The sequence below is a fragment of the Halococcus dombrowskii genome, assembly GCF_022870485.1.
GTDB lineage: Archaea > Halobacteriota > Halobacteria > Halobacteriales > Halococcaceae > Halococcus > Halococcus morrhuae.
Genome location: NZ_CP095005.1, coordinates 2,735,452 through 2,761,224, shown reverse-complemented (window position 1 = coordinate 2,761,224; position 25,773 = coordinate 2,735,452). Strand labels below are relative to the sequence as shown.

Genomic DNA, 25,773 nt, shown 5'->3' with positions numbered 1-25,773 from the left:
CTGTCGTTTCCGTTCAGTACCGAACGCGAGACAGTACCGCTCGCTATCCGCGGCGATACAGTCCGATCAAAACCACAATGAGCAGGGCCTGAACGACCTTGTCGCCGATACCGAGCGCCGAGAACTCGGGCGCGTTCACCAGATACCAGATGACGATCTGGCCGGCCGTGAAGGGGATTCCGAGGAGGACGACCAGCCGTCGGCGGGTGTTCGTCAGCATAGCGGCCACGCCACCGAGAAATCCGACACCGGCGATGAGGAAGCTCCATCCGAGGGGTGTCGTGATGAACGAAACTCCCAAGAAAAGATGAATCACACCGGAGATGGCAGCGAGAGCGATCCCAACCCAGTGCAGCGTCCCCACGGATGCGGTGTCGATCCGATTGCTTTGTGCAGCTGTTGCCATAGCGGAACTACTCCGCATCACCACTTATATTTGTAGGCCAATATTCACGACAGTGATGACTTCCGGCCTTTCGAGCCACGAGTGAGCAACCGAATCGCGATCCCCGATGTCGATCCGGTCGCATGGCGTGATAGCCACATGGACTGTCAACTGAAGCAAACGGCTTTTGCCGGACGATTGTGGACGTCGATCGAACGGTCGTTTCCACGAGTACGGTCCCGACAGCGACGAACCCACGAATCATGATGGCACCGACACACGTCACGATCGGACTCTCGATCGCCGCCGTGATGAGTAGTGTCGCCCCGTTCGGGTTGGCCCCCGTGGTCGGCGGTCTCGTCGGCAGCATCGTTCCCGATCTCGATCTGTTCGTCGGCAATCACCGTCGAACGCTCCATTTTCCGGTGTTGGGATGGCTGCCGGCGCTTGTCGCGTCGGTCGTCGCGTGGACCGTGCCGTCGCCGATCACGGTCTGTCTGGCGGTCGGAGCCGTCGCGTTCGCTCTCCACGCGGTTGTCGATATCGCCGGCGCGGGCGAGGAGCTCCGCCCGTGGGAGCGAACGAACCCGTTGGCGGTCTTCTGTCATGCCTGTGGGCGATGGTTTCGTGCGCGATACTGGGTTCGCTACGACGGGGCACCTGAAGATCTCGGCCTCACGCTCGCGTTCGCGCTGCCGGTGCTATGGGTGTACGACGGCTGGATCGCGCTCGTCGCGATCGCGGCAGTGGTCGTTGGAGCGGTGTACGCCGTCGTTCGTCGGCGGGTTCCGGAATACATCGCATCGGCCTCCGAGTGAGCTTGAGCACATCGATCGGACTTACGCTCCCTGTACGACCGAATGGAAGTCCCGAGCGAACACGCACACGAACGGGATCATGGCGACCGTTGCGAGTGCTATCGATACCGTCGACGGAACGATCGGCACGAGGGCGACGCTGCAGACGAACATCTGTACGCCGGTCAACGGCCGTCGAACGGTGCTGGGCGGGATCGATCCGACGGCTCCCCCTCGTCGACGATGGAGCGATCTGCCGATGACGAACGCGGGCCGTGCCAATCCGACCGCCAGATACCATAGCGGGAGTGTGCCGTAGACGATGCCGAGCAGTCCGGCCACGAGCAGACTGAGCCCGTCGAACTCCAGATCGAGCTTTGCTCCCAACATGGTCGTTTCACCGTACTGCCGTGCCAGTCGGCCATCGACCCGATCGAGAGCGACCGCGACGACGTACAGCACTGCCGGGAGCCACGCGGTTTGGCCCGTCGGCTCGGGAAGCACGATGAACCCGGCGACGGCCGCGGTTAGCAGACCCCTCGCGAGCGTCGCAGCGGTCGCGATGCCGAGCGAATCGAGCAACAGTCCGGCCGATTCACAACGGTTCTGATCGAGATAGCGCCACAGAAGCCACAGTTCGTACGTCAACACGACGCCTGCCGTCACCGTCCACTGGATCCCGTGTCGCCTCGTCCACCAATCGCTGAGGAACACGTATCCCACGATCGCGACACTGACTGCGGTGAGTACGGTGAGGCCCCACTGACGACGGAGTCGTTCCCATGCTACGGGATCATACCCCTCGCTCATGATGGTTGAGTTACCTCCTTGCCCCATCGCCTTCAGTGGTTCGACAACATCTATCAGGGTGCCAAACTCGATCGCGATGGGCGGGCCGAACGCAGCCTTCGAGGGTTTCAGTAACCCCGATTCACCAGCCAACTCTGGCCCGAAACGAGAACACCTCTAGCGTTAAGAAACCGGGGCGATCATGGGGTATATGGACGTCTTCAGTACCGAAACACCGATCATCGGTATGGTTCATCTGCCACCCCTGCCTGGAGCACCCGGCTTCGACGGGGATCGAAACGCGATCCGCGACCGGCTTTCTCAGGACGCTCACGCGCTCGAAGCCGGCGGTGTCGATGGCATCATGCTCGAGAACTTCGGCGACACGCCGTTCTACCCCGATCGTGTGCCCCGACACGTCGTCGCCGATATCGCCGCTCTCACCGAGACGCTCAGCGACCAGGTGTCGATCCCCTTCGGCGTGAACATCCTCAGAAACGACGTCCAGAGCGCGCTCGGTATCGCCGCCGCGACGGGCGGTGCGTTCGTCCGCGTGAACGTTCACACCGGTGCTCGGCTCACCGATCAGGGCATCGTCGAGGGGATGGCCCACGAGACGCTGCGGCTTCGCGACCGACTCGATGCGAACGTGGCCGTTCTCGCCGACATCGACGTGAAACACTCCGCACCGCTGGCCGAACGGACGCTCGAAGAGACCTTCGGCGATCTCGTCGAACGCGGCGGTGCCGACGGCGTCGTCGTGAGCGGCACCGGCACCGGCGCAGCCGTCGATACGACCGTGCTCGATCGCGTGGTGGAATGTCGTGACGACCACGGGTTCGACGTACCGGTCCTGCTCGGAAGCGGTGTCACGGCCGAAACGGCACCCGGCCTCCTTTCGGTCGCCGACGGCGCGATCGTCGGAACGGCGCTGAAACGCAACGGTGAGACGACCGCCCCCGTCGACGAAGGGGCCGTCGAGCGCCTCGTCGCGTCCGTCCCCTAGTCGTCGGCGAGAAACGCACGGACGCTGGCTTCGTCGGGGAGACGGCCACAAGCGCCTTCGGCGGTACAGTTGAGCGCGGCGACGCCCGCGGCGAACCGTCCCGCATCCGCCGGTGGCGCTCCACCAAGCAGCCAGGCGTGGACGAGTCCCGCGGTGAACGCATCGCCCGCACCCGTCGTGTCCTCGATCGGCACCGACAGCGCCGGCACGTCGATCGCCCGCTCGTCAGTGATGAGCACCGCCCCCTCGTCGCCACGCGTGACGGCTGCACGCGGGACGGAGCGGTGTTCGAGAGCGGTGACGGCAGCCGTGACGTCTCCATCAAAATACGAGCGCGCAGCCACCTCGCCGACCACGAACAGATCGGCGACCGAGAGCACTCGGTCGATCGTTGCCGGCGTCGTGCCGCGCCCTTCGAGCTCCGAAAGCGGGCCGGCGAGATCGAAGACGAGCCGTGCGATCTCCCCTCGTTCACGAGCCGCCACGAGCTCGGCGACGACCGTATCGGGGGCGTACGCACTGGTGAAGACGACGTCCGCGTCGGCGAGATACTCCCGATCGGTGTCGTCGAGCCGGAGTCGTGGCACGCTCTGCCCGCCGGCAACGACCATCCGCTCCCCGCCGGGCCCTCGCAAGATGAGCGTGTAGGATGATTCTTCCGCCCCGGAACGCACCCGTGTGACATCGAGACCGCGCGTTCGTAACGTCGTCTCGACCTCCTCGGTGGCGTCCTCACCGAGACGGGTGATGATGCCGACGTCGTGATCGAGTGCAACGAGCCCGGTACCGACGTTCGCCGCAACGCCACCGACGGTCGTCGTGTGATCGTGGACGAACGCTCCACCATCGGGTTCCGGCAGATTTGATAGCGTGTAGACGTGATCGATGAGCGCACTGCCAACCGTGACGACGTCCAGCGAAGCCATCACGCTCACTCGCAACCGCGCCCGCTTGAACGTGTGGCTCCGAGCTTCGAGGTGGGAGAGGTGATCTGTCCGGATGGCACGGCCAGCGAACGCAGCCATAGCTGCCTGGCTTTGAGAACACAGTACGACGAGTCGATCTAGCGGGCGTCGGCTTCGACGGTGAACCCGCGGTCTGCGAGCAGTTCGGGCAGCCGATCGCTGTGGTCGCCCTGCAGTTCGATGCGCCCCTCGTCGACCGTCCCGCCCGTGGCGAGCTGGCTCTTCAGTTCGGATGCGAGCTCCGAAACGTCGTCGTCCGCGAGGTCGAGACCGTCGACGATGGTCATGGCCTTGCCGTAGCGCCGCTCGTCGACGCGAATCGAGACCTGCTGCTGTGAGCGTTCGAGATCGTCCTCGATGTTGAGCTCTTCGGGCAGGCCCGTGACCGAACTGAAATCGTTTCCTGACACACCAACAGGTAGGGACTTGTCGTATAAAACACTGCTGCCGATAGATATCATCACATATCTGGTGATATGACATCCTCCCCGGCGTTCACGCCGGGGTTTCCCGACCGCAGTTGGGATATTATGGTTCGCGGTCCACGACCTGTTCTCGGGGGGCGAAAACGCCCTCCCTGCGGTCGAACAGGCGAACCGCTGGCTGTGCCATCCAGCCGTTATCCCTATCCTCGCGCTGAGGATTCGAGAGTACCTTTTGTCTGATGTTCTCCGCACCGTTCGTGTCAGCGTTGGCGACCAGTCCGCACTCGTCACAGACGTACAACCCACGTTCGACGCGCTGGCTGTCTGCCTTCGTTCCACAGACCGAACACGACTTCGAGGTATCTCGCTCGGATACCGTTTCGACCGTGATACCTTTGGCCTCGGCCTTGTAGTCGAGTATCGACGTGAAGCGGTCGAACGCCCACCCATGCAAATCGAGGTTGCCCTGGTCGCCCCAATCCGTCGGGTCGTCGTTCTCGTCGTCGCGGATTCCGCCGAGGTCGCCCACGACGAGCGTCCCGACCTCGCGTTCGACGCACTCTGAAACGATGTGTTTCGACAGAGCGTGTAGGAAGTGCGTGCGACGGTCGGTGCGCTTCGCGTCAAGACGGCGTGCCTCGCGAGAGGACGAGTCATCCGTTTCAGCGCGCTTCTTAGCGAAGTAGTATTCGTCCTCCTTGAGCGCACCACCGGGATACAACAGCGACCCATCACCGAACGACACGGCGGCGACGTTGCATATCCCGAGGTCGATCCCGGCGGTTCGGTCGCCGGGCGGTTCGACTTCGATGTCGTGACGGCAGACGATGTGGAGCTGCCACTCGCCGTGTTCAAAGACGGCGCGAACGACTTGGACGTTCTCGATTGTAACGTCCGGGTCGGCATCGTAGGCACACAGGATGAAATCGGACCAGTGTTCCTTCGTGTTCCGCCCCTTCGAGAGCCGGATGTAGCCGTTCTCGGAATCGTGCTTGAATCCATCCTCTTTAAACGTGACAGTCGAGCGTGGGTGTTCGTCGCCGTTTTTGCGGTAGCCGGGCGGGTTCGCTCTCTCGTTCCCAGAGTCTCGGTGGCCGTACCATCCACGAAACGCCTCATCCAACTCTTCGAGAGTTGCTTGACTGGACTGAGCGTTGAGGTCCGCGTAGCGTTCGTGGCTCTTGAGGTAGGATTTGAGTACCGAGTCGTCGGGAATCTGGCCGCAAGCGTCCCAGACGCGCCCTGCCGTCCACCGGGCGACGTTCCAGAGCTTGCTGGCGGCGAACCCAAGCGTATCCAGTCCGTCGCGCACCTGCCGCTGATTCCGAATGGAAGCGCGGTGGGTGCGGGTGACGGACTGAATCGCCATACATAGCCTATGTCATCGAACATGTCTAAGCGTTCCGATTGTGGAATATCCGGCCAGCCACCGACAGGTAGCCAGCGGTTGAACAGTACCGAGACACAGCTTACGCGATTCACGCCCGCCCCTCGGCCTGTGGCCTCGGGACGGGATTCTCTCGCTGTATTAAGACAGTCCGAAACTACACTCCGAAATAGAGCGCGACACCGAGCGTCGTGACGACCGTGAGGATGACTTGTAGAGGCGCACCGACACGCGCGTAATCCGTGAACTCGTAGCCACCCGGACCGTAGACGAACAGGTTGGTCTGATAGCCCACCGGGCTCAGGAAGGCCGCACTCCCCGCGAACATCACGATGAGCACGAACGCGAGCGGGTTCGCGCCGATAGAGCGTGCGGCGCTGATTCCCACAGGAACCATGAGCGCGACGCTCGCATTGTTGCTGATGATGTTCGTCAGGATGACCGTCAGGACATAGAACAGCCCCAACACGACGATGACGGGGAGGAAGTCCGCACTCTGTGCGACGAGCGCGCCGATGAAGTTCGCCGCGCCCGTGTTCGACATCGCGATCCCCAACGGGATGACGCCGGCCAGCAGGAAGATGACGTCCCACTCGACGCCCTCGTAGAGTTCGCTCGGTCTGAGCACGCCGGTGAGCACCATCGCCACGACGCCCGCGAGCGCCGCGATCTCGATCGCGAGGAGCCCGAGCCCCGCAAGCCCGACGACACCGACGAGAATCCCGAGTGCGACAGGGATCTTGTCCTCACGATAGGACTCCTCACCACCTTCCGAGACGAACACGAGCTCACGGCTGTTCGACAGCCGTTCGACGTTCTCTTCCGGTGTTCTGAGCACCAGCACGTCGCCGACGGCGAGTTCGACGTCGCGCAGCCGTTTTCGAATCACGCTGTTGCCGCGTCGAACCGCGAGCAACGCCGTATCGTAGCGCTGGGCCAACCGCGCGCTCGTCGGCGTCTCCCCGGCGAACGCCGAGCCCGACGGAACGACCACCTCGACGACCGATTGGTCATCGTCAGCGTCTACTTCGTCGATTTCGTCGGCGCTCTTCCCCGAGAGGAGGCCAAATCGGTCGTCCACCGCGGCCACCGTGTCGCTGTCGGCACGGATGATGAGCGCGTCACCGGCTTGTATTCGTTCGATCATCTCCGGGGTCTGGGACTGTCGATTCCGGACGATCCCAAGAACCTCGACATCGCCCTCAACGTCATCGAACGCATCGGTGGGCGTCCGGTCGACGAGCGGTGAGGCGTCGTCGACGTCGACTTCGGTGATGAGCCCCTCGATTCGGTTGGCCTCGGCCGCGTTCTCGTCGGGGTCGATACGTTCGGGGAGCAATCGCGGGGCGACGAAATAGAGATAGAGCGCGCCCGTAACCAACACGACGAGTCCGACTGGTGTGAACTGAAACATCGTAAGCGACTGACCGAGGAGGTTCTCCGCGAGGCCGCTCGCAAGCAGGTTGGTCGAGGTCCCGATGAGCGTGAGCGTCCCGCCCATCATCGCGGCGTACGACAGCGGAATCAGGAGTTTCGACGGCGAGGTGTTGCCCCGGCGGGCCAGATCGGTCACGAGCGGCACGAGCAGCGCGACCACGGGCGTGTCGTTGACAAAGCCCGCCGACGAGCCGGCGATGGCAACGATCGCGCCGCGCTGTTTCGATTCGCTGGTGCCGACGCGGTCGCTCACCCACGCCGCGAGGCGGCGGATCACGCCGGTTCGACGGACGCCATCGCTCAGGATCAACATTGCGAGCACGGTGATCGTCGCTTCGTTCGAAAAGCCCGCGAGCGCTTGTGCCGGTGAGACGTTCGTCCACGGGTTGAGGACGACGAGTGCGACCAGCACGAGCAATGCGGTGACGTCGGGCCGGACGTAGCCAGTGATGAACAGCACGAATGCTGCGAACACGACGGCGAAAACGACCAGCATACCGGTCGTCACGGGTGGAACGCTCGTCGATTGTGCCAGTACAGATGGTCGCATGACGACGGTCCCGATCGGGGATACAAGCATGACAGCTAATACACAATGAGGATTGTTTGCATGGGCATCTCTAAAACGTACCGGCTATCGGAAGCCAACTGACCGCGATATGTTTTGAGATAGACCTAGTCGTTCCGCTCGCCCGGTGGTTTAGATACCTCGACGAGGGTTTTCCCGATGTCGTCGCCCTCGAACAGCCCGATGAACGCATCGGGCGTGTTCTCCAGCCCTTCGACGATGGTCTCTCGATGGTGTAGCTGATCGTTCGTATACCACTCCTCGAGCTTTGATTCCGCCTCCGGATACAGCTCCTCGTGATCGTCGACGACGAACCCCTCCCTCCGCAGTCGCTTTTTGATGTACAGCCCTTCGTGTCGGGGGCCGGTCGGTCGATCGCCGCCCTCCGCGTTGATCAAGGCGATCCGTCCACATTGGACGATCCGGCCGTGAGTGTTCATCTCGTTCATCACCGCGTCGCTAATCTCGCCGCCGACGTTGTCGTAGTAGACGTCGACACTATTGGGGCAGATCTCCGCTAGTTCGCTCTGGATATCGTCCGTCGCTTTGTAGTTGATACCCTCGTCGATACCGAGTTCGTTCACGAGGTAGTCGATCTTGTCGTCCGCACCTGCGATCCCGATCACGCGGCAGTCGTATATCCGCGCGATCTGCGAGGCGATCGATCCGACCGACCCGGCAGCGGAGGACACGACAACCGTTTCGCCCTCCTGGAGATCGGCGATTTCGGTCATGCCTACGTATGCCACCCGACCGGTATGGCCCAGTACGTGCAGTTTCGAGCGGATCGGGGCGGAGTCGAGATCCACCTCCTCCAGATCGTCGTCGTCCGTCAGGACGTCGTAGTCGGCCCATCTGAGTCGTCCCACGACGATATCGCCGACCGAAAAGTCAGGATGGGTCGTCTCTCTGACCTCGCCGATGCCGCCGGAACCGACGGATTCGTCTCCTGCCCAACTGTCCTCGTACGGCGAGTCCTCGGGCGGCACCATCTTGCTACGCGAGCCGGGATCCATCCGTAGGTGAACCGCCTCGGGGTCAAGCCCCGAGGCTTCCCGTGGTTTAGTCGGACACTCCCACTCGACCATCGGCCTGATAGCCTCGAACGGTCGGATGGGTCACGGTCGGGGCGTCCACGGCCCCCGATGCCTGCCGTCGCACCTTCCGAACAACGGGAAGACTGTTGAGAGCAGGCACATTCCAATCGAGTTTCTTCACGCCTTTCACGGCGATGTTGACGCTTGCACCACGGTCACTGTGGTCTTGATGGGAACACGACCGGCATTTGAACCGCTTTTTGTTGCGGTTCGCACGCTCTGCGTGTCCGCACATCGGACACCGCTGGCTGGTGTACTCGGGATTAATCCACGCGGTCGGAATACCCTCGAACGACGCCTTGTACGACGTATAGAACTGAAGGGCACGGAACGGGAGGTGGTGCAAGCGTCGGTTCATCCGTGTGCCGTAGTCGATACTGTCACGCATCTCTTTGAGGTCTTCAAAGACGATGCACGGCTTCTCAAACTGACGGCTCCACTCCACGATGTGCCGACTCACCTTGTGGAGTCGGTCGCGGACGAACCGTTCTTCTCGTCCTTCGAGTGTGTCGTGTATGCTGTCCTTCCCCGCGTTCTGCACGCGCTTTCGCATCGTGAAGTAGCGGTGACGCTCGAACTTAATTTCGGGAAAGTCGATAACCAACGTGTCTTCGACGCCATCTTCGGACAAAGCGGTGAGAGCCACGTTATCTTCGTTCACGTCCACACCGACGACCGTCCGTGAGTCCTGCTTGTCTCGGACTATCTGCCCGGTGTTGGAGACGTTGACGTGCAACTCGGGGTTCTCGTTGTGGAATAGGGATTCTGCTGTCCCAATTTTCCACCCATCGCCTTCGAGTGCGGTTTTGAGAATGTCGAGGTGGGCGTCACTCCCTTTGAGGACGCCCTTGACGTGGTTGTACGGCTTCGCGCTGATGCGGAAGGTCACATCGCCGTCGTCGGTGAGAGACAGGTTGTACCCTTCCTCGTAGTTCGCACGAAGTGGGTACGCACCGTCCTTGGTGTGACTCGGAAGTCCGAAGTCGTCGTACTCGTAGTAGTTCTCCATCGCACCGAGAGCCTTCGCAACGATGCGCTGTGTCGTGTTTTTCACGAGGTCGGCGTCGTCGGCCACGCGGTCGGGAATCGCGCCCCAGTCCACGCCGTCTTTGGCGAGTCGAATGGTTTCATTGTACACCCGACGGGCTTCAAGCGCGGCATCGTACAACAGACACTCATTGTTACTCTGGATGTCAAGTTGGAAGTCCAACGTCTTGACGAGAGCCTGTTCGTTGGTCATTCTTCGGATTCGTTGAGCCAGTCGTTGACGAATCCTCTCACTACGTCGGACTTGGTTTCATCAACCTCGATGCATTTCTTCGAGAACTCCTTGTACACGTCGTCCTCAAAGTCCACGGACAGTCGTTTTGTCATCTCACGTTCTTACTTAGATACTGAAATACTTAATTCTTGCCCACGTACTGTCTATATGGGCGAGAATCGTTCAAACCACACGGTGTACAACGTCAACTACCACTTCGTGTGGTGTCCGAAATACCGTCACGCGATACTCGAACCAATCGAAGAATCGCTGGAAGCGAGTTTCCGCGACGTGTGCGCCGAGTACGATTACGAGATACTGTCATTGCACATCTCGCCCGACCACGCACATCTGTTCCTCTCTGCCCACCCGAAATACGCGCCGAGCCAAATCGTGCGGACGGTCAAGAGCATCATGGCACGGGAGATGTGGGAACAACACGAAGCGTATTTGCAGGAGTATCTGTGGGGCGGTGGATTCTGGGAACAGTCGTACTACATCGGAACGGCAGGTCAGGTATCCAACGAGACGATTGAACGGTATATCGAACGAACAGAACATGTCTAAGTGTCGGCTTCACCCTCGGGTCAAGCCCCGAGGCACTCGCCTTGCTTATCTGTAGAGCGTCCGCACCAACACCTGGTCGTCGTCGGTCAGCTCGGGAACGGGCTCTTCTTGCAATTTGAAACACTCTCGATCCGGTTTCTCCCCTTCCGGATACTCCACGATCTCGAAAACACGGCTCGTCTCTTCTGGCATATCGATCCTTCGGTTGTTGATCTCTTGCACGCATAAGCATCCCGACGGGCACGATCGACGACGCCAACGTCGTCAACCGTCGATCAACCCATGCCACACATCCAACCCTACCCACTCTTGTCGAACCGTCCGCCGACGAAGCGGCCCTCGGGGTCGACCGTTTCCTTGATCTCGTGGAGTCGCTCGTAATGCTCGCCGTAGAGATCGTTTGTCGTCGCGGCGTCGGTCTCGCCTTCGAAATTGGGGATCGGCCCGCCAGCGCCGGCGTCCCGGAGTGTCTCGGCCGTTTCGCGTACCCACTCGACGTTCTCGTGGTTGGTCATCGGGTCGTCCCAATTCGCCTCGATGCTGCAGACGAACGCGGTGTCGCGACGACGGAACGCGGTTTCCCCTGCCTCAACACGATTCACCGCACCGCCCATCGGCCATACGATGATACTGAACTCCTCGTTTGGCGCGCTTGCAGCACGACGGCGCAGACTCGTTCGGATCTCCGTGGTCAACTCATCGACATAGACCGATTTCCAGTAGTAGCGGCGGCCGTGTGGAAAGCCCGAGTCGGAGTCGGACTGCAGCTCCGTGTAGCTCGTGCGCGTGCTCTCATCGATGAGGGCATCCTCGTCCCTCCGGAACCGTTCGAGTTCGCGCTCACCGACGTCGGGATCCCCGACGTACGTGCCGGAGAAACAGAGACCGACCTCGCCACCATGGTCGGGACACTCCGGGTCATCCGGTATCTGTCCGAAGTACGGCGACAGCAAGCTCTCGTCCGGTGCATCGGTCTGGTACGCGGCGAACTCCGCAAGGAGCTCCTCGGCACGCTCGGCAGGATACCAGACGCTACACACGGCCAGTTCGTCGGGTATTGGATGGAGCTCGAACTCGAAGGCCGTGACGACTCCGAATCCGCCATCACCACCGCGAAGCGCCCAGAACAGATCGGTGTTTTCGGTGGCACTTGCATGAACGAGCTCACCATCGGCGGTCACGACGTCCGCGCCGAGCAAGTTGTCCGCTGCAAGACCGTGTTTTCGCGAGAGATAGCCCGTCCCACCGCCCAACGTGAGCCCGGCAACGCCTGTATCCGACACGACGCCGCCCGGGGTTGCGAGTCCGAACTCCGTCGTCTCGCGATCGAACTCGCCCCACGTCGTTCCCGGTCCGACGGTCGCCGTTCGATCCCGCGGATCCACTCGCACCCACCCCATCCGCGAGCAGTCGATCACGAGACCGGCCGCCGCGATACAGGACCCGGCAACGTGGTGACCGCCGCTGCGGACACTCGCCGGCAGGGCTGCCTCATTGGCTGTTCGGACGGCACTTCGAACGTCACTCACCGATTCACAGTAGGCGATGGCGGCCGGATACCGGTTCACCATCCCGTTCCACACGCGACGAGCATCGTCGTAGTCGTCTGCAGCGGGTCGTACGAGCTCTCCGCGCAACGCGCTCGCCAGTTCATCGATATCGTCGCCTGCAGCGTCGGCTGCCCGGGCAGCCGCTGTCCGATCGTCCATGACCAGAGTCCATCCCCGGTTGGTAAATCGTCTCTCTTTCGGCGACATAGCAAACCGTTCCCCCATGACCGATTCGTGGGATATATCACACGGTGGTTGGTAGTCCGGGTGATGACAGTTACCGCCAGTCTCTCGATCTCACCGGTTGACGACTCGGATGTCGATTTCGATGCGGAAGTTGCCGCTGCTATCGAGGCGCTTGAGGACTGCGACGTACGCTATGAAACCCATCCGATGGAGACGACGCTCGAGGCGAATGGTCTCGATGCGGTATTCAACGCCGCACAGGTCGCGACCGAGGCCGTCGATGCTCGCCGTGTCGCCACCACGCTCAAAATCGACCACTATCGCGAGGAATCACTCGCCGTCGAAGAGAAAGTCGATCGCGTCGAAGAGCATCTCGATGGCGAAGCGCGGTCGCAATGAAACAGGGGACTGTTACGCGCCGTGGCTATCTCGCTGGGGCGAGCGCAGGTACCCTCGGCGTACTCGCAGGTTGTGTTTCGTCGGCCGGATCGAGTCCTGATACCCTTCGCGTCGGAGCGCGTGAAGCCTACGTCAACGCTGTCAGCACCAGTGCTGGTGAATGGGTCAAAAAGCAGTTCGAAAAACGTCATGGAACGACGATCGAGTGGGTAATCAAAGAGCAGGGGATGAACGATTTCATCCAACGACGCAAGGAAGACGCACCGCTGGATGCCGACGCCTACGTCGGCGTCACACCCTCTGATCTCGTTCGTGCAGATCGCGTCCTGACCAACGACATCGATCTGTTCTCCCCGTTGGATACGATCGATACGGGATCGGTTGTCGATGAGTACTGGTTCGATCCGCAGCGACGAATCGTTCCCACCGGAGCGTCACACGTCTGCATCGTCTACAACGATCGGAAGGTATCCGAACCTGCCTCGTTCGATGCGTTGCTTGACCCGGAATATTCCGACGGCTTGTTGATGGCGAACCCGCAAACAACGGTCACAGGCCTCGATTTTCTTCTCTGGACGATCCATGCAAAAGGGCGCGACGATTATCTCGACTACTGGGAGAAACTGATGAAGAACAACGTGCGCGCCCTCAAATCCTGGAACAGCGCGTACAGTGCCTACGAGAGCGGTGAGGCTCCAATGGTTGTGTCATACTCAACCGATCAGATCTACGCGACGAACGAGGGGAAACCGCTTGCCAAACATCGTATCGGATTCCCGAACGATACGGGCTACGCCTACATCAGTGGTGTTGGAAAGTTTGCCGATACCGATCGCGGTGATCTGGTCGATACGTTTGCACAGTTCCTGATTGAATCGAAGGTACAGCGCCGAACGGCGGTTCTGAACGTTGGTTTCCCGGCCGTCGAGGACGCGTCGCTGCCGAAAAAGTATCAACCACACGTAAAAAAGCCCGAGACCGTCATTCAGTACAGTGTAGACGAACTTCGCAAGCATGCAGATCGGTGGCGATCGAAGTGGGCTCGGCAGGTCGCGTCGAAGTAAGGCTGTTCTCCAACCGACCTTGTTTCAGGATCACTTCGGTAGGGTGCGTTGGTCGATACAGGGATCTTCCACAACTACGCAACGCAAACGAGGCATCAGGTGCCACTTTCGAACCAGCATCTCAGAAGTTTATATTATGACGGTATATAATAACAACAAACTCCTATAGACGAGCAAAAACAATTCAAATTTCGATGTCACTTGCTTTCGAAAATCGGTTATTCGGAGCCCTGTTCGTGTTCGCGGAGTTTTCGACGCTGAATCTTGCCGGTCGTCGTCTGTGGAAGTTGCTCGACGAATTCGATCTCGCGGGGATACTCGTACTTCGCCAGTTGGTCACGCACGAGATCACGGATCTCTTCTTTGAGTTCGCTGGATCCCGATCCAGAAATCGGCTGGACGAACGCCTTGATTATCTCACCTCTGGTTTCGTCGGCGATTCCGATAACTCCGACCTGTTCGACACCGGCGTGCTCGAGGACTGTGCGTTCGACTTCACCGGGCCCCACACGATATCCGCTAGTAAGGATCAGGTCGTCGTCACGGGATTTGAACCAGACGTATCCCGATTCATCGACCGTCCCGAGATCACCGGTCAGATGCCACTCACCGATCGTCGCGTTAGCGGTTTTCTCGGGCTGATTCCAGTACTCCTGAAAGATCACTGGATCGTCTCCATGTCGGACTGCTATCTCCCCGGTTTCACCTGCCGGCCGTTCCTCACCGGTTTCGGGATCGATTACGGCTACGTCGTGTCCCGGCACTGCTTTCCCCATGCTCCCCGGATGAGCTGAAAACCACTCCCGGCAGTTCGTGACGAGGAGGTTGGCTTCCGTCTGACCGTAGAGTTCGTTTACCACGACACCGGAAAGCTCCTCGTCGGCCCAGTCGAGGATCTCAGGTGTGAGTGGCTCACCACCCGAACACACTGCACGAAGCGAGAGGTCGTATTTCTCTCTCGGATCCTCGATGCCCATCAGCATCCGGATCGCAGTCGGTGGAACGAACGCGTTCGTCACTTCGAATTCCTCCATCAGCGAAAACGCGGTCTCGGGATCGAACTTCCCCATCGGATAGCCCACAACGGGTCGCCCGTAATGCCATGCTGGAAACAGCAGGTCGCCGAGCGCGCCGATCCATGCCCAATCAGCGGGCGTCCAGTACACTCCTTCGTGAACCCGTCGCTCGAAGTACATCGAGAAGGCGGGACAATGACCGACCCATACCCCATGACCGTGGAGTGCTCCCTTTGGCGGGCCGGTCGAACCGCTCGTATACATTATGATGGCCGGCGTTTCAGCTGTCGTCTCTGCGATTTCGTATTCCTCCGACTCACCCTCAACCAACGCTGAAAATGACGTAGTCGCCTCGCTTGCGAGGTCGTCATCGGTGACTTCGACGATGGTTTCGAGCGCGGGACAATCGGTGGCTGCACTCACGACGGTTTCGACGACAGTTGTATCGGCCACCACGGCTTTCGCGCCACTGTCGTCGAGCCGATGCCGGAGAGACTCGTCACCGAACAACACTGAGAGCGGTAGCGACACTGCGCCTATCTTCCAACATGCGAGGTGGGTGATCGGGTTCGACGGTTTCTGCGGGACGACGACGCCGACACGGTCCCCGCGTTCGATCCCTCGCTTCTCGAGTGCATTCGCCAACTGACTCGAGTATCGATCGAGCTCCTCGAACGTGTAGCTCTCACGACGACCGTCGGGATAGGCTTGATACAGCGCTATCCGATCACTGGACTGGTCGTGTTTCCGGAGAAGGTCGTGTGCGAGATTGTAATCGTCAGGGAGATCCCAGGCAAACGATGCCCGAGCTTCCTCGTAGGTCCCGCCATCGAGCGACACAGTCCATGCCATACCACACGAGTTCGAAACGACTCCACAAATACTCTTGGTCGCCGTTAGAAGAGCGACCGATCGACGAAGACATCGACGTGTTCGAATCCGTCACGAGCGCTAAGAGTGCTCACAAGCTTTTCCTGTGGATCGCTTCCGTTGGTGCTTTCGAGCGAGAACTTTCCATCGTTCCACTCCACGGTAAGTGACGACCGTCGAAACCACGACCCGGGTCTGAGGCGTATCGTTCGGAGGCTCCCGACAGGAACGACCGCGTTCCGGTCGTCGAACTCTGCAATGGCATCCGGCGGGAGTTCGTCGATCTCTTCCCGGCCATACGTTCCCATATCGGCGCGCAACAGCAGCGATTTGAACGATTCCCCGACGAAGCACCAGATCAGACGTTCATCAGTGAGAACACCCTCCCAAAACTCGAGCGAAACCGGCGTCTGACGGTACCATCCGGTAAACCGGCCGATCGCATTTTCGTTTGTGGCCACTGCCTATCGCTCCAAGAGAGTGACGAGATCGGCCGGAACGGTACGACCACGCTGTGTGGCAATCGAGACACCGATGGTGAGCGCGATCGAGACGAGCAGTGCGATCGTCCCCACAGGGAATCCTTCGGTAAACGGATACAACGAAAGCACTGTCTCACTCACGCCACCTGCCCCCGCTGCGTCGGCGATCCGCGGCACCGCACTGTAAAACAGGTTCACGACGAGACCGCCCACGATACCGGCGATCGCACCCTCCTTGGTCGCACCCTTCCAGTTCAGTCCAAACGCCGCGAGCGGGAAGAAGGCCGCCGCGAAGAACCCCCATCCGATGGTCCCGAGAATCCCGACGAGGGCATCCGAATAGAACACGACTAGTGTCGACAGAACTGTCAGACCTGCAAGCGCAGCCTGGGTCACCCGAAGCTCGGTCATCTCGTCGTCGATCGATCGACCGAATGCACGGGGAATGTCGCGTGAAATCGCTGCAGCACCGATATTGAGGAACGAATCGCTCGTCGACATGATCGCCGCAAGCAGCGCCGCGAGCACCAACCCGGCGATCACGCCCGGTGTCTGATTTAACACGAATACTGGAGCGGCGATCGAGGCACTCTGGAGTTCCGGGATCGTACCGCCTTCGACTGCTGCACGCATCGAAAGTCCCGCCGAGAAGGCAATCATGCTCGAAATCGCATACGAAATGGCCGCGATCGGCGCACCCCACCGAAGGATCTTGAGGTCACGGCTCATGTAGAATTTCGTAATCAAGTGTGGCTGGCCAGCCGATCCGATTGAGAACAAAATCCACCATGCTAGTGCGGTGAACACACTCGCAGCGGGCACACCCATTGCACCGAATGGCGAAATGAGTCCCGGATCGACACTCGCGAGATTTTGCATGATGGTCCCCATGCCACCGCCGAATTCCAGCGCGAAGAAAAACACGAAGACGGCACCGGTGATCATTGTAACTGACTGGACGAAATCGGTCCAGACACCTGCGATCATGCCACCGAGTGCGCTGTAGGCAAGAAGAATCGCTGCACCGCCAAACAGTCCCCAGACGACGGGAATCCCGAATATCGCACGCATCACGAACTGGAGTGCAGCGAGGTTCGTTGCGAGATAGGCGATCACGCCGACCACTACAGCAAGCGCGGTGAGTCCGCGAACCCATGCACTCTCGTAGCGAACGTACATCCCATCGGCGAGGGTGAGTACGTTCCTGATGTCCGCCAGGATCCGCATCCGACGTGCAAGTAGGACCCACGCGATCAGAAAGCCAAGCGGTGCAGTAAAGAAGATCCACATTCCCGTCATTCCGAAGGAGTAGACGAGTTCGGGGCCACCGACGAAGCCGAAACCTGACTGGATCACGGAGAAGGCAGTGAGCGCAAGCACCCACGTCCCGACGGATTTCCCCGTAATGAGGAAATCGCTCGTGCTCTCCGTATTGAGGTAGCCCCAAACGCCGATCCCGAGCACGATCAGGAGATATAGCCCGCCGAACGCGAGAACGAACGGGTCGTCGGCGATCGGAATCGCCTGTAGAGGAATCATCGCTCGGACCCCCCATCGGATTCGACACCCGACGAGCCCGACGGCGCAAGTGGGAGATCAGTATCGCGCTGTGCTTGTCGTGCGTCGTCCATCACTTCAGAGACCAGCTCATCGTTGGCTGTGTCGCCGAAAACGGACTTCGCGTAGTACACCGGAGCGAGAAGTGGCAGAAACCATATGAACAATATATAGATGAACGTCGATTGTGGGATCCCGAGGATATAGGAGTAGTTCGTCACATCGGGGTTCCATAGCACCCAGATCCCGGTGAGTCCGATAGCAAAGAGCACTGCGAGACCAGCTACGATTCCGGTGTATGGTGCGAGATCGAACTCTTGGCTGCCACGCTCGATGGCTGCAACCGGAAGGACTCCGATGATGAGCGCCGCGGCAAGATAGGAAAATACTCGATAGAATCCGAGTGCGGCCACGATCAGTGCAGCGGTTGCGAGGATGCCAACTACGGAAACAATCTTGTTCCTCATCATTCTGTGTGCGCATCTCGGAGCATCATAAACATTCTCCGAAATACTTATATCTCGAAGTGGCTAATTCTCATGCCGACAATTATTACGAAAACCGAGTCAAATAGGTATTCCCAGTCATATGACCATCGGCCTGTGGGGTGGCAGACGGTTTCTTCTCCCGTTTTCGTCGTACAAACTGTCGTTCCAGCTTCTGTCTATGACAGGAAAAATAATGCACAGTTACAGATCGAAGTCAACAGGCTTAACGCCGATACGACCCTTCGGATAGATATGCCATGGTCAAACGACGAGTGGTGGCCGGATCGACTCCGGCTGGACATCCTCGACGATAACACTGCGGAGACGAATCCGTACGGGGAGGAGTTCGACTATGCCGAAGAGTTCGAAAAGCTCGACTTCGATGAAGTGAAGTCGGACATCGAGGACGTAATGACGGACTCGCAGGACTGGTGGCCCGCCGACTACGGTCACTACGGACCGTTTTTCATCCGGATGGCGTGGCACAGCGCCGGGACGTACCGAACCGCCGACGGCCGTGCCGGTGGGGCCGGTGGCCGCCAGCGCCTTCCGCCGGAGAGCAGCTGGCCGGACAACGTGAATCTCGACAAGGCCCGTCGCCTGCTTCAGCCGGTCAAAAAGAAACACGGCAAGAAGCTCTCGTGGGGCGATCTCATCCTGCTCGCGGGGAACGTCGCCCTCGAATCGATGGGCTTCGAGACGTACGGCTTCGCCGGTGGCCGTGAGGATGCATTCGTCTCCAACGAGGCCGTCGAGTGGGGTCCCGAGACGGATTGGGAGACGACCTCGCCCGAGCGCTTCGAGGACGGCGAAGTCGGCAATCTCAAAGACCCGCTCGGGAACACCGTGATGGGCCTCATCTACGTGAACCCCGAGGGCCCGTACGGCGAACCGGACGTCGAGGGATCCGCGGCGAACATCCGCGAGGAGTTCAGCCGGATGGCGATGGACGACGAGGAAACCGCCGCGCTCATCGCCGGCGGCCACACCTTCGGGAAGGTCCACGGCGCGGACGACCCCGAGGAGCACGTCGGTCCCGAACCCGAGGGAGCACCGGTCGAAAAGCAGGGCCTCGGCTGGGATCAGGAGTACGGGGACAAGATCGGCGGTCTCGACGCGATCTCGAGCGGCATCGAAGGTCCCTGGAACGCCACGCCGACCATCTGGGATATGAACTATCTCGACAACCTGCTGGACTACGATTGGACCTCCGTCAAGGGCCCCGGCGGTGCCTGGCAGTGGGAGCCGGTCGGCGACGACATCGACGACGCACCCGGCGCGCGGGACGCCTCGGAGACCGAACAGCCGATGATGCTGACGACGGACGTCGCTCTGAAACACGACGACGACTACCGGGAGATCCTCGAAAACTTCCAGGCGAACCCCGAGGAGTTCAAGGACGCGTTCTCGCGGGCGTGGTACAAACTGCTCCATCGCGACATGGGCCCGCCCACGCGATTCCTCGGCCCGGAGGTCCCCGACGAAACGTTCGTCTGGCAGGACCCCGTTCCGGACGCCGACCACGAACTCGTCGGCGACGAGGAGATCGACGAACTCAAAGAGACGATTCTCGCTTCGGATCTCTCACGCTCCCAGCTGGTCAAAACCGCATGGGCGTCGGCGTCGACGTACCGCGACAGCGACAAGCGCGGCGGTGCGAACGGCGCACACCTGCGTCTCGAACCCCAGCGGAGCTGGGAGGTCAACGAGCCCGAGGAGCTGGAGACGGTGCTCGAAACCCTCGACTCCGTCCAGACGGAGTTCAACGACTCCCGCTCCGACGACGTGCGCGTCTCGCTGGCCGACCTCATCGTGCTCGGCGGGAACGCGGCCATCGAGGAGGCCGCGGCGGACGCCGGCTACGACGTCGAGGTACCGTTCGAACCCGGTCGCACGGACGCGACCCAGGCCCAGACCGACGTCGAATCCTTCGAGGTGCTCGAACCGAAGGTCGACGCGTTCCGGAACTACCTCGGCGGCGAGTACGACGACCTCTACGACTCCCCGGAGGAGCGGATGGTCGACACGGCGGAGCTACTGAACCTGTCCGTTCCGGAGATGACGGTGCTCGTCGGCGGGATGCGGGCTCTCGGCGTGACCTACCAGGACACCGGTCGCGGCGTCCTCACGGATCAGCCGGGCACGCTCAGCAACGACTTCTTCGTGAACCTGCTCGACATGGACTACGAGTGGGAGCCGGTCGACGAAGACAACGAGCTCTTCGAGGTCCGCGACCGTGACACCGACGAGGTCGAGTGGGAGGCCACTCGTTTCGACCTGATCTTCGGCTCGAACGCTCGCCTCCGCGCCACCGCGGACGCCTACTTCGCCGACGACGACGAAGAGCAGTTCGTCGAGGACTTCGTGGACGCCTGGAGCCACGTGATGCAGCTCGACCGCTTCGATCTCGAGTAGGCTCCCCCGCTTGGGATCCCCTCATCGGTTAGTATTTTAGGACGACTTTCCGAGACGACCGAATCGGTGCCGAACATCCACCGCGACCTGGCCGACGCAGTCGCGAACCCCCGATTGTTTCGAGGGAATGACGATGGTGACTTGTTCACCGAGTCGTCGAGATAGTGCATGTCGTCATCGTACAGTCACGAATCCACCGAGACCGACCGTTTGCTCGCGCTCAGCGACGGGATCATCGCCATCGCGATCACCTGTGCGGTAGCGCGGAGGCCCCGTCCTCAACCGCGAGCGAAGCGAACGGTAGGGCAGGGAGGAGCGCGTTCGTATAGCTGAGCACGTACACCAAGCGTTCGGTCATCGGATACCGACAAACCGGGAGACAGTACAATGAAACCCACCGAATTCCCCACCCGTGGATATAAGTACCGTTGTCGTGTAATGTGTGTCAATGGAGGTCCGTCGAACTGGGATCGTCAAGCTCGATGTTCTCGACGAGCGGCGCGACGACCTCCACACCACCAAGGAGCAGTTCCTTCGATGTGCAAATCGTGCGAGTGAGTTCTGTTGGAGCGACCGCCACTACGACGAGTGCGTTACGTCGAAGGCGAAGGCCGAACGCGCGCTCTACGATGACCTCAAGGCCGACACCGATCTGACGGCGAACCTCGTCCAGAAGGCGATTCGCCGCGCCGTCGAAGCCGTCAAATCCGGCGTGGACCGTTGGAAGAAGGGCCGCCGCACGAATCAACCACAGTTCGACTCGTGGAGCGTCGTGTACGACAAACGCTCCGCGACGTTCTCTCGAAGCGAAGTGTCGCTCTCGACGGTGAACGGGCGCGCTGAGTGTGAGTTCGTCTTTCCGGCAGACAGTCCGACACCCTACGAACGGTACATCGTGGACGACGACTACGAGTTTCGCATGGCGACCCTCCAATACGACGATGTGACCGACGGGTTCTACCTCCACCTTTCGACGCGGAAGTACGACGGGGTTGACGAAGCAGACTCCGAGGCTTCGACGGATACCGAGCACCAAACAGTCCTCGGTATCGACCTCGGTGTCAACAGTCTCGCCGTCGCCTCCACAGGAACGTTCTGGCAGGGTGATGACTATGACCACTGGGTGCGGGAGTTCGAGAAACGCCGCGCAAAGATGCAACAGCGCGAAACCCAGCATGGCCACAACGCGCTCCGACGCCTCGGTAAGCGAGAGCGGGCATGGCGCAAGCAGTACGTCCACACGGTCGCCAACGAGATCGTGACCGAAGCCACAGAAACCGGGTGCGACGTGATCGTGTTCGAGAAACTCGATGACATCCGCGACCGGCTACCGTTCGCGGAGTGGCACCACATCTGGGCGTTTCGACGCCTCTACGAGTACGTCTCGTACAAGGCACCGGAGCACGGTGTCGAAGCGAAGCGGGTCCCACCGAATCACACCAGCCAGCGGTGTTCGCGCCTCGGTTGTGGGTTTACCCACGAGGACAACCGCAACGGCACCGAGTTCTGTTGCCAGAACTGTGGCTACACGGTGAACGCCGACTACAATGCAGCGAAGAACATCGGGCTACGGTACGCTCGCAAACGACGACACAGACTCCGTTCGTCGCCCAAGTCGCCGAACGGAGACGCACCAGTAGATGTGCGTATAAATGGTGGGACGCTGAACGGCACCTCTCGGCAGCACGTTGCCGCCGAGTGAGTGCCGGGAGTCCACATCAAAGCCCCTCCCTCAACGAAGCGAGGTCCGTATGGGCCGAGCGAAGTAGGGAGGGGTCATTTACACTGCTGTGGGGGTACGCCTCCCGGAAGGAACTCATCGAAGAGGGCCTCACCTCGTTAACTGTTGGAATTCAGGCAACACGATTCCTCGCGTCGCCGATCGTGTTCGTCCTGTCGATGATCATCGCGATGGTTGACCCATCGATGGCCATCCTTTCGTGGCTTCTGTTGCTCCCGATCAACTCCATTCTGGAATCACGGCTCGTCGCGAGTCTCGAGAACTCTCTGGGTGAGTCGGCGACCCCACCTCCGTAAACTCGCCACTACTCGCCGACACCCACCGCACGGACTGGAGCGCCATCACCTCCGAGCGCCATCGGATACGCACGCAGCTCGAAGCGTTCCGGTGTCCGTTCGAGATTGCAGAGGTTTTCGACGATGAGGTTGTCAGCGCCCAATAGGGCCCGATGAGCCTGCAGACCACTCGATTCACCCTCAGCAGTGTCGTCGGTCGGAGTTGGGTCCGGACTCAGGGTGTCGACACCGACTGCGTAGCCCCGCTCGGCACAGGCCGCAGCCCCGTCGGCTGTCAGATATGGATGTTCGAGATATCGATCCGTTCCCCAGTGGGAATCCCATCCTGTCCAAAAGATAGCGATATCGGCGGCCTCGTCAGGTACGTCTGCTGCCGTGATTGGGTCGCGATCGCCCAGATCTGTGCAATCCACACGAACTGCATCGAACGTGAACCGATCAACCGAATAGGTGTCCAGCGTTCGCCCCTCCGCCATGACGTGGGCAGGTGCGTCGATATGAGTCCCAGTATGGCTGCCCAACTGTGCGGCCCTGACTCGACAGCCATCCCGATCATGTGTCGCATGTGGCTCAATCGAAACCGATGGATCGCCCGGATAGACGGTCATTCCGGTCTCGATTCGGTGACTCAGATCGATCTGCATGCTCGTGATCGTATCCGGACGGACAAATAGTGGCACGCTCGATCGCTCGCTCCGAACTCGTTCGTCGGATGACAACGATGTCGCCGTGTTCACCAGCGTTACCGCACCAGATCGACAATCGACGCCCCAGCAGCTGCGTGCTGTGGGACACTGTGTGCCAGAAAATGTAGTCAGGCGAATTAGATAATGTTTGGACACAGGGACAAATTATGGATATTAAAGTAAGAAATTATACTACTGGCGTCAATCACGTTTATGTGAACGTAGTGCGATGTCTGCACGGAGGATGCCATGATAAGCGATACCGAATTGCAAGAAATGTACGGCTGGATGGTGACGGCTCGATACTACGAAGAGCGTCTCCAAGAGGAGTATCTGGAAGGGAAACAACCCGCGTTCGATATCTCGGCCGGCCCGATCCCGGGCGAACTGCATCTCGCCGCTGGGCAGGAAGCTGCCGCTGCCGGCGTCTGCTCCCATCTTGATGACGCTGATACTGTAACCGCTCCGCATCGCCCTCACCACGTGGCTATCGCCAAAGGCGTGGATCTCGAACGAATGACCGCCGAGATCTTCGGTCGCCGCACCGGACTGTGCAAGGGGAAGGGTGGCCACATGCATCTCTTCGATTCCGCGGTGAACTTTGCGGGCAGTGGCATCATCGCCGAAGGATGCCCGCCGGCAGTCGGGGCGGCACTCGCGGCCAAAAAGCGCGGCGAGGACAGCGTTGCAGTTGCGTATCTCGGCGAAGGCGCGATCAGCCAGGGTGGGTTCCTCGAATCACTCAACCTCGCAAGCGTCCAGAACTTGCCAGTGTTGTTCGTCATCGAGGACAACGACTGGGCAATCAGTATGCCCAAAGAGCGAGTCACCGATATCAGAAACGGATCCCAGCGTGCCGATGGATTCGATATGCCCGGCAAACGTGTCGATTACGACGACGCATGCGCGGTCTACGAGGCCGCAGGCGAAGCGATCGGACGCGCACGTGATGGCAACGGACCAACGCTCCTCGAAGTACAGGTCCATCGACGGATGGGTCATTTCATGGGCGACGCAGAAGGGTACCGTCCGGAGGGCGATAGCGAGCGTGCAAAACGGCGTGATTCCATCGAACGGATGGAGACCACCCTGCAGAAGGCGGGCATCGACGACGACACGGTCGGCGACATCCGCGATCGAAGCCACCAACGAGTCGACGACGCCATCGAATGGGCCAAAGACCAACCGGAACCCGAGCCTGACGAGGCTTACGACGACGTGTTCACGAACCCGCCGGCAGGATGGACGCCCAACACGAAGCCGGAACAGGCCGAATCCACGGGAGGTGACGACTGATGGCAGAAGCAGACGAATCCGAAACAGCCGAAACGATTGACGAGCGCGAGACGACGATGAGCCGAGCGATGGTGAGCGCCATCGCCTCGGAAATGCGTGACAGCGACGACGTGTTCGTGATGGGCGAGGATGTCGCTGATTACGGCGGGATCTTCGACAGCACTGAGGGCCTGCTTGAAGAGTTTGGACGGGAGAAAATCATGGACGTCCCGATCAGCGAGACGGGGTTCATCGGTGCGGCCGTCGGGGCCGCACAGGCCGGAATGCGTCCCATTGCGGAGCTGATGTTCGCCGACTTCTTCGGCGTTGGAATGGATCAGATCTACAACCAGATGGCGAAAAACACCTACATGAGCGGCAGCACGGTGAACGTCCCGATGGTGCTCATGACCGCCGTCGGTGGTACGTACAACGATGCCGCCCAGCACTCACAGACACTCTACGGGACATTCGCTCATCTGCCGGGCATGAAAGTCGTGGTCCCGAGCACCGCTGCCGACGCCAAGGGGCTGATGCACACGGCAATTCGCGACGACGACCCCGTGGTGTATATGTTCCACAAACGTCTGATGGGAATCGGCTGGATGCCCGCACCGGATGGGCCAAAGACTTCGGTACCTGAAGACGACTACACCATCGACTTCGGCGAGGCGGACGTGAAACGCGAGGGCGACGACGTGACCGTGGTGACGCTCGGTCTCCACGTCCACCGGGCGCTCGAAGCCGCTGCTGATCTCACAGGGGAGATCGACGTCGAAGTGATCGATCTCAGGACGTTGGTGCCGCTCGACACCGAGACGGTGCTCGAATCGGTCCGGAAAACCGGCCGACTCGTCGTTGTCGACGAGGACTACCACTCGTTCGGCCTCTCCGGTGAAATCATTGCCCGGGCAACGGAAGGAGCGCTCGCCGACCTTTCGGCCGTGCGCCGCGTGACGATGCCGGACGCACCCATTCCGTATGCTCGACCGCTTGAGCAGGCGGTCAATCCGGGACGCGAGGACATCATCGAGGCCGTTCAGGCAGTCACGGAGTAACCCCGA

26 protein-coding genes are annotated in these 25,773 nt (G+C 60.4%); 10 read left to right on the top strand and 16 right to left on the bottom strand.

The genetic code is table 11. From position 1 onward, the window contains the following. Positions 1-43 precede the first annotated feature (43 nt). On the bottom strand, positions 44-406 hold the full coding sequence (locus MUK72_RS14280) for a DUF7475 family protein (protein ID WP_049916179.1): 363 nt from the start codon (positions 404-406) through the stop codon (positions 44-46). Positions 407-651: 245 nt separating this feature from the next. Here MUK72_RS14280 and MUK72_RS14275 point away from each other — a divergent pair, with 245 nt between their 5' ends. Continuing rightward, entirely contained in the window at positions 652-1,203 is a 552-nt protein-coding gene (locus MUK72_RS14275) for a metal-dependent hydrolase (RefSeq protein ID WP_244702383.1), read from the top strand. A gap of 21 nt (positions 1,204-1,224) precedes the next feature. On the opposite strand, the gene MUK72_RS14270 is transcribed toward MUK72_RS14275, so the two are convergent. Further along, the gene (locus tag MUK72_RS14270; protein WP_244702381.1) at positions 1,225-1,992 is read right to left on the bottom strand and encodes a CDP-alcohol phosphatidyltransferase family protein; all 768 of its coding nucleotides are present in this window, start codon (positions 1,990-1,992) and stop codon (positions 1,225-1,227) included. A gap of 190 nt (positions 1,993-2,182) precedes the next feature. On the opposite strand from MUK72_RS14270, the gene MUK72_RS14265 reads away from it, so the two are divergent. Beyond that, positions 2,183-2,977 (top strand): BtpA/SgcQ family protein, encoded by a 795-nt coding sequence (locus tag MUK72_RS14265; RefSeq protein WP_244702379.1) that lies wholly within the window; start codon positions 2,183-2,185, stop codon positions 2,975-2,977. Here MUK72_RS14265 and MUK72_RS14260 read toward each other — a convergent pair. The 7 genes from MUK72_RS14260 to MUK72_RS14230 all read right to left on the bottom strand — a co-directional run bounded on the left by MUK72_RS14260 (position 2,974) and on the right by MUK72_RS14230 (position 10,230). Beyond that, complete coding sequence (locus tag MUK72_RS14260) at positions 2,974-3,903, bottom strand: carbohydrate kinase family protein (RefSeq protein ID WP_244702377.1); 930 nt, start codon at positions 3,901-3,903, stop codon at positions 2,974-2,976. The two genes, MUK72_RS14265 and MUK72_RS14260, sit on opposite strands and share 4 nt — an antisense overlap. Positions 3,904-4,040: 137 nt before the next feature. Further along, a complete protein-coding gene (gene yciH / locus MUK72_RS14255) occupies positions 4,041-4,352 on the bottom strand; it encodes a translation initiation factor (protein ID WP_004053661.1) in 312 nt (103 codons plus the stop codon). A gap of 118 nt (positions 4,353-4,470) precedes the next feature. Beyond that, a complete protein-coding gene (locus MUK72_RS14250) occupies positions 4,471-5,736 on the bottom strand; it encodes an RNA-guided endonuclease InsQ/TnpB family protein (protein ID WP_244702375.1) in 1,266 nt (421 codons plus the stop codon). Positions 5,737-5,911: 175 nt separating this feature from the next. Further along, entirely contained in the window at positions 5,912-7,687 is a 1,776-nt protein-coding gene (locus MUK72_RS14245) for an SLC13 family permease (protein WP_244705349.1), read from the bottom strand. A 179-nt stretch (positions 7,688-7,866) separates the two neighbouring features. Next, on the bottom strand, positions 7,867-8,847 hold the full coding sequence (locus tag MUK72_RS14240; protein ID WP_244702373.1) for an MDR family NADP-dependent oxidoreductase: 981 nt from the start codon (positions 8,845-8,847) through the stop codon (positions 7,867-7,869). After that, on the bottom strand, positions 8,822-10,096 hold the full coding sequence (locus tag MUK72_RS14235; protein ID WP_244702371.1) for an RNA-guided endonuclease TnpB family protein: 1,275 nt from the start codon (positions 10,094-10,096) through the stop codon (positions 8,822-8,824). Before MUK72_RS14235 ends, MUK72_RS14240 begins: the two co-directional genes overlap by 26 nt. Continuing rightward, positions 10,093-10,230 (bottom strand): plasmid partition protein ParG, encoded by a 138-nt coding sequence (locus MUK72_RS14230; RefSeq protein WP_244702369.1) that lies wholly within the window; start codon positions 10,228-10,230, stop codon positions 10,093-10,095. The genes MUK72_RS14235 and MUK72_RS14230 overlap by 4 nt, the downstream gene beginning before the upstream one ends. Before the next feature lie 55 nt (positions 10,231-10,285). Between MUK72_RS14230 and tnpA the strand changes: the two genes are divergently transcribed. Next, the gene (tnpA, locus tag MUK72_RS14225; protein WP_244702367.1) at positions 10,286-10,684 is read left to right on the top strand and encodes an IS200/IS605 family transposase; all 399 of its coding nucleotides are present in this window, start codon (positions 10,286-10,288) and stop codon (positions 10,682-10,684) included. 45 nt (positions 10,685-10,729) lie between these two features. Here the strand turns inward: tnpA and MUK72_RS14220 are convergent, their stop codons facing one another. Together MUK72_RS14220 and MUK72_RS14215 are read right to left on the bottom strand one after the other, a co-directional pair. Then, positions 10,730-10,876, bottom strand: coding sequence for a hypothetical protein (locus MUK72_RS14220; protein ID WP_244702350.1), 147 nt, complete (start codon positions 10,874-10,876; stop codon positions 10,730-10,732). A gap of 107 nt (positions 10,877-10,983) precedes the next feature. Then, complete coding sequence (locus MUK72_RS14215) at positions 10,984-12,393, bottom strand: FAD-binding oxidoreductase (RefSeq protein ID WP_244702348.1); 1,410 nt, start codon at positions 12,391-12,393, stop codon at positions 10,984-10,986. A 111-nt stretch (positions 12,394-12,504) separates the two neighbouring features. On the opposite strand from MUK72_RS14215, the gene MUK72_RS14210 reads away from it, so the two are divergent. Both MUK72_RS14210 and MUK72_RS14205 read left to right on the top strand, forming a co-directional pair. Further along, entirely contained in the window at positions 12,505-12,819 is a 315-nt protein-coding gene (locus MUK72_RS14210; RefSeq protein WP_004053669.1) for a thiamine-binding protein, read from the top strand. Then, positions 12,816-13,883: a thiamine ABC transporter substrate-binding protein gene (locus tag MUK72_RS14205; RefSeq protein WP_244702346.1), complete on the top strand. Its 1,068-nt coding sequence runs from the start codon at positions 12,816-12,818 to the stop codon at positions 13,881-13,883. The genes MUK72_RS14210 and MUK72_RS14205 overlap by 4 nt, the downstream gene beginning before the upstream one ends. Positions 13,884-14,101: 218 nt before the next feature. Here the strand turns inward: MUK72_RS14205 and MUK72_RS14200 are convergent, their stop codons facing one another. The 4 genes from MUK72_RS14200 to MUK72_RS14185 all read right to left on the bottom strand — a co-directional run bounded on the left by MUK72_RS14200 (position 14,102) and on the right by MUK72_RS14185 (position 18,278). Further along, on the bottom strand, positions 14,102-15,751 hold the full coding sequence (locus tag MUK72_RS14200; RefSeq protein ID WP_244702330.1) for an AMP-binding protein: 1,650 nt from the start codon (positions 15,749-15,751) through the stop codon (positions 14,102-14,104). A 44-nt stretch (positions 15,752-15,795) separates the two neighbouring features. Further along, positions 15,796-16,077 (bottom strand): hypothetical protein, encoded by a 282-nt coding sequence (locus MUK72_RS14195; RefSeq protein WP_239640549.1) that lies wholly within the window; start codon positions 16,075-16,077, stop codon positions 15,796-15,798. A gap of 156 nt (positions 16,078-16,233) precedes the next feature. Further along, positions 16,234-17,790, bottom strand: coding sequence for a sodium:solute symporter family transporter (locus MUK72_RS14190; RefSeq protein ID WP_004053674.1), 1,557 nt, complete (start codon positions 17,788-17,790; stop codon positions 16,234-16,236). Beyond that, positions 17,787-18,278 (bottom strand): hypothetical protein, encoded by a 492-nt coding sequence (locus MUK72_RS14185; protein WP_244702328.1) that lies wholly within the window; start codon positions 18,276-18,278, stop codon positions 17,787-17,789. Before MUK72_RS14185 ends, MUK72_RS14190 begins: the two co-directional genes overlap by 4 nt. A gap of 270 nt (positions 18,279-18,548) precedes the next feature. Here MUK72_RS14185 and katG point away from each other — a divergent pair, with 270 nt between their 5' ends. The 3 genes from katG to MUK72_RS14170 all read left to right on the top strand — a co-directional run bounded on the left by katG (position 18,549) and on the right by MUK72_RS14170 (position 22,748). Next, positions 18,549-20,711, top strand: a complete 2,163-nt coding sequence (gene katG, locus MUK72_RS14180; RefSeq protein WP_244702326.1) for a catalase/peroxidase HPI — start codon at positions 18,549-18,551, stop codon at positions 20,709-20,711. Positions 20,712-21,159: 448 nt separating this feature from the next. Further along, the gene (locus MUK72_RS14175) at positions 21,160-22,413 is read left to right on the top strand and encodes an RNA-guided endonuclease InsQ/TnpB family protein (protein WP_244702324.1); all 1,254 of its coding nucleotides are present in this window, start codon (positions 21,160-21,162) and stop codon (positions 22,411-22,413) included. Further along, complete coding sequence (locus MUK72_RS14170) at positions 22,410-22,748, top strand: hypothetical protein (protein ID WP_244702322.1); 339 nt, start codon at positions 22,410-22,412, stop codon at positions 22,746-22,748. Before MUK72_RS14175 ends, MUK72_RS14170 begins: the two co-directional genes overlap by 4 nt. An 8-nt stretch (positions 22,749-22,756) precedes the next feature. On the opposite strand, the gene MUK72_RS14165 is transcribed toward MUK72_RS14170, so the two are convergent. After that, positions 22,757-23,392 carry a cyclase family protein gene (locus MUK72_RS14165; protein WP_244702320.1) on the bottom strand — a complete coding sequence of 212 codons (636 nt, stop codon included), beginning with the start codon at positions 23,390-23,392 and terminating at the stop codon, positions 22,757-22,759. A gap of 318 nt (positions 23,393-23,710) precedes the next feature. On the opposite strand from MUK72_RS14165, the gene MUK72_RS14160 reads away from it, so the two are divergent. Together MUK72_RS14160 and MUK72_RS14155 are read left to right on the top strand one after the other, a co-directional pair. After that, positions 23,711-24,730: a thiamine pyrophosphate-dependent dehydrogenase E1 component subunit alpha gene (locus tag MUK72_RS14160; protein ID WP_343749943.1), complete on the top strand. Its 1,020-nt coding sequence runs from the start codon at positions 23,711-23,713 to the stop codon at positions 24,728-24,730. Further along, positions 24,730-25,767: an alpha-ketoacid dehydrogenase subunit beta gene (locus MUK72_RS14155; protein ID WP_244702316.1), complete on the top strand. Its 1,038-nt coding sequence runs from the start codon at positions 24,730-24,732 to the stop codon at positions 25,765-25,767. Before MUK72_RS14160 ends, MUK72_RS14155 begins: the two co-directional genes overlap by 1 nt. Positions 25,768-25,773: the final 6 nt, after the last annotated feature.

Bases quoted from the DNA above. Each gene is read 5' to 3' on its own strand.
- MUK72_RS14280 (WP_049916179.1), bottom strand. From the start codon at position 406: ATGGCAACAGCTGCACAAAGCAATCGGATCGACACCGCATCCGTGGGG.
- MUK72_RS14275 (WP_244702383.1), top strand. From the start codon at position 652: ATGGCACCGACACACGTCACGATCGGACTCTCGATCGCCGCCGTGATG.
- MUK72_RS14270 (WP_244702381.1), bottom strand. From the start codon at position 1,992: ATGAGCGAGGGGTATGATCCCGTAGCATGGGAACGACTCCGTCGTCAG.
- MUK72_RS14265 (WP_244702379.1), top strand. From the start codon at position 2,183: ATGGACGTCTTCAGTACCGAAACACCGATCATCGGTATGGTTCATCTG.
- MUK72_RS14260 (WP_244702377.1), bottom strand. From the start codon at position 3,903: ATGGCTTCGCTGGACGTCGTCACGGTTGGCAGTGCGCTCATCGATCAC.
- MUK72_RS14250 (WP_244702375.1), bottom strand. From the start codon at position 5,736: ATGGCGATTCAGTCCGTCACCCGCACCCACCGCGCTTCCATTCGGAAT.
- MUK72_RS14245 (WP_244705349.1), bottom strand. From the start codon at position 7,687: ATGCTGGTCGTTTTCGCCGTCGTGTTCGCAGCATTCGTGCTGTTCATC.
- MUK72_RS14240 (WP_244702373.1), bottom strand. From the start codon at position 8,847: ATGGTCGAGTGGGAGTGTCCGACTAAACCACGGGAAGCCTCGGGGCTT.
- MUK72_RS14235 (WP_244702371.1), bottom strand. From the start codon at position 10,096: ATGACCAACGAACAGGCTCTCGTCAAGACGTTGGACTTCCAACTTGAC.
- MUK72_RS14230 (WP_244702369.1), bottom strand. From the start codon at position 10,230: ATGACAAAACGACTGTCCGTGGACTTTGAGGACGACGTGTACAAGGAG.
- tnpA (WP_244702367.1), top strand. From the start codon at position 10,286: ATGGGCGAGAATCGTTCAAACCACACGGTGTACAACGTCAACTACCAC.
- MUK72_RS14220 (WP_244702350.1), bottom strand. From the start codon at position 10,876: ATGCCAGAAGAGACGAGCCGTGTTTTCGAGATCGTGGAGTATCCGGAA.
- MUK72_RS14215 (WP_244702348.1), bottom strand. From the start codon at position 12,393: ATGGACGATCGGACAGCGGCTGCCCGGGCAGCCGACGCTGCAGGCGAC.
- MUK72_RS14210 (WP_004053669.1), top strand. From the start codon at position 12,505: ATGACAGTTACCGCCAGTCTCTCGATCTCACCGGTTGACGACTCGGAT.
- MUK72_RS14205 (WP_244702346.1), top strand. From the start codon at position 12,816: ATGAAACAGGGGACTGTTACGCGCCGTGGCTATCTCGCTGGGGCGAGC.
- MUK72_RS14200 (WP_244702330.1), bottom strand. From the start codon at position 15,751: ATGGCATGGACTGTGTCGCTCGATGGCGGGACCTACGAGGAAGCTCGG.
- MUK72_RS14195 (WP_239640549.1), bottom strand. From the start codon at position 16,077: ATGGGAACGTATGGCCGGGAAGAGATCGACGAACTCCCGCCGGATGCC.
- MUK72_RS14190 (WP_004053674.1), bottom strand. From the start codon at position 17,790: ATGATTCCTCTACAGGCGATTCCGATCGCCGACGACCCGTTCGTTCTC.
- MUK72_RS14185 (WP_244702328.1), bottom strand. From the start codon at position 18,278: ATGATGAGGAACAAGATTGTTTCCGTAGTTGGCATCCTCGCAACCGCT.
- katG (WP_244702326.1), top strand. From the start codon at position 18,549: ATGCCATGGTCAAACGACGAGTGGTGGCCGGATCGACTCCGGCTGGAC.
- MUK72_RS14175 (WP_244702324.1), top strand. From the start codon at position 21,160: ATGGAGGTCCGTCGAACTGGGATCGTCAAGCTCGATGTTCTCGACGAG.
- MUK72_RS14165 (WP_244702320.1), bottom strand. From the start codon at position 23,392: ATGCAGATCGATCTGAGTCACCGAATCGAGACCGGAATGACCGTCTAT.
- MUK72_RS14160 (WP_343749943.1), top strand. From the start codon at position 23,711: ATGTACGGCTGGATGGTGACGGCTCGATACTACGAAGAGCGTCTCCAA.
- MUK72_RS14155 (WP_244702316.1), top strand. From the start codon at position 24,730: ATGGCAGAAGCAGACGAATCCGAAACAGCCGAAACGATTGACGAGCGC.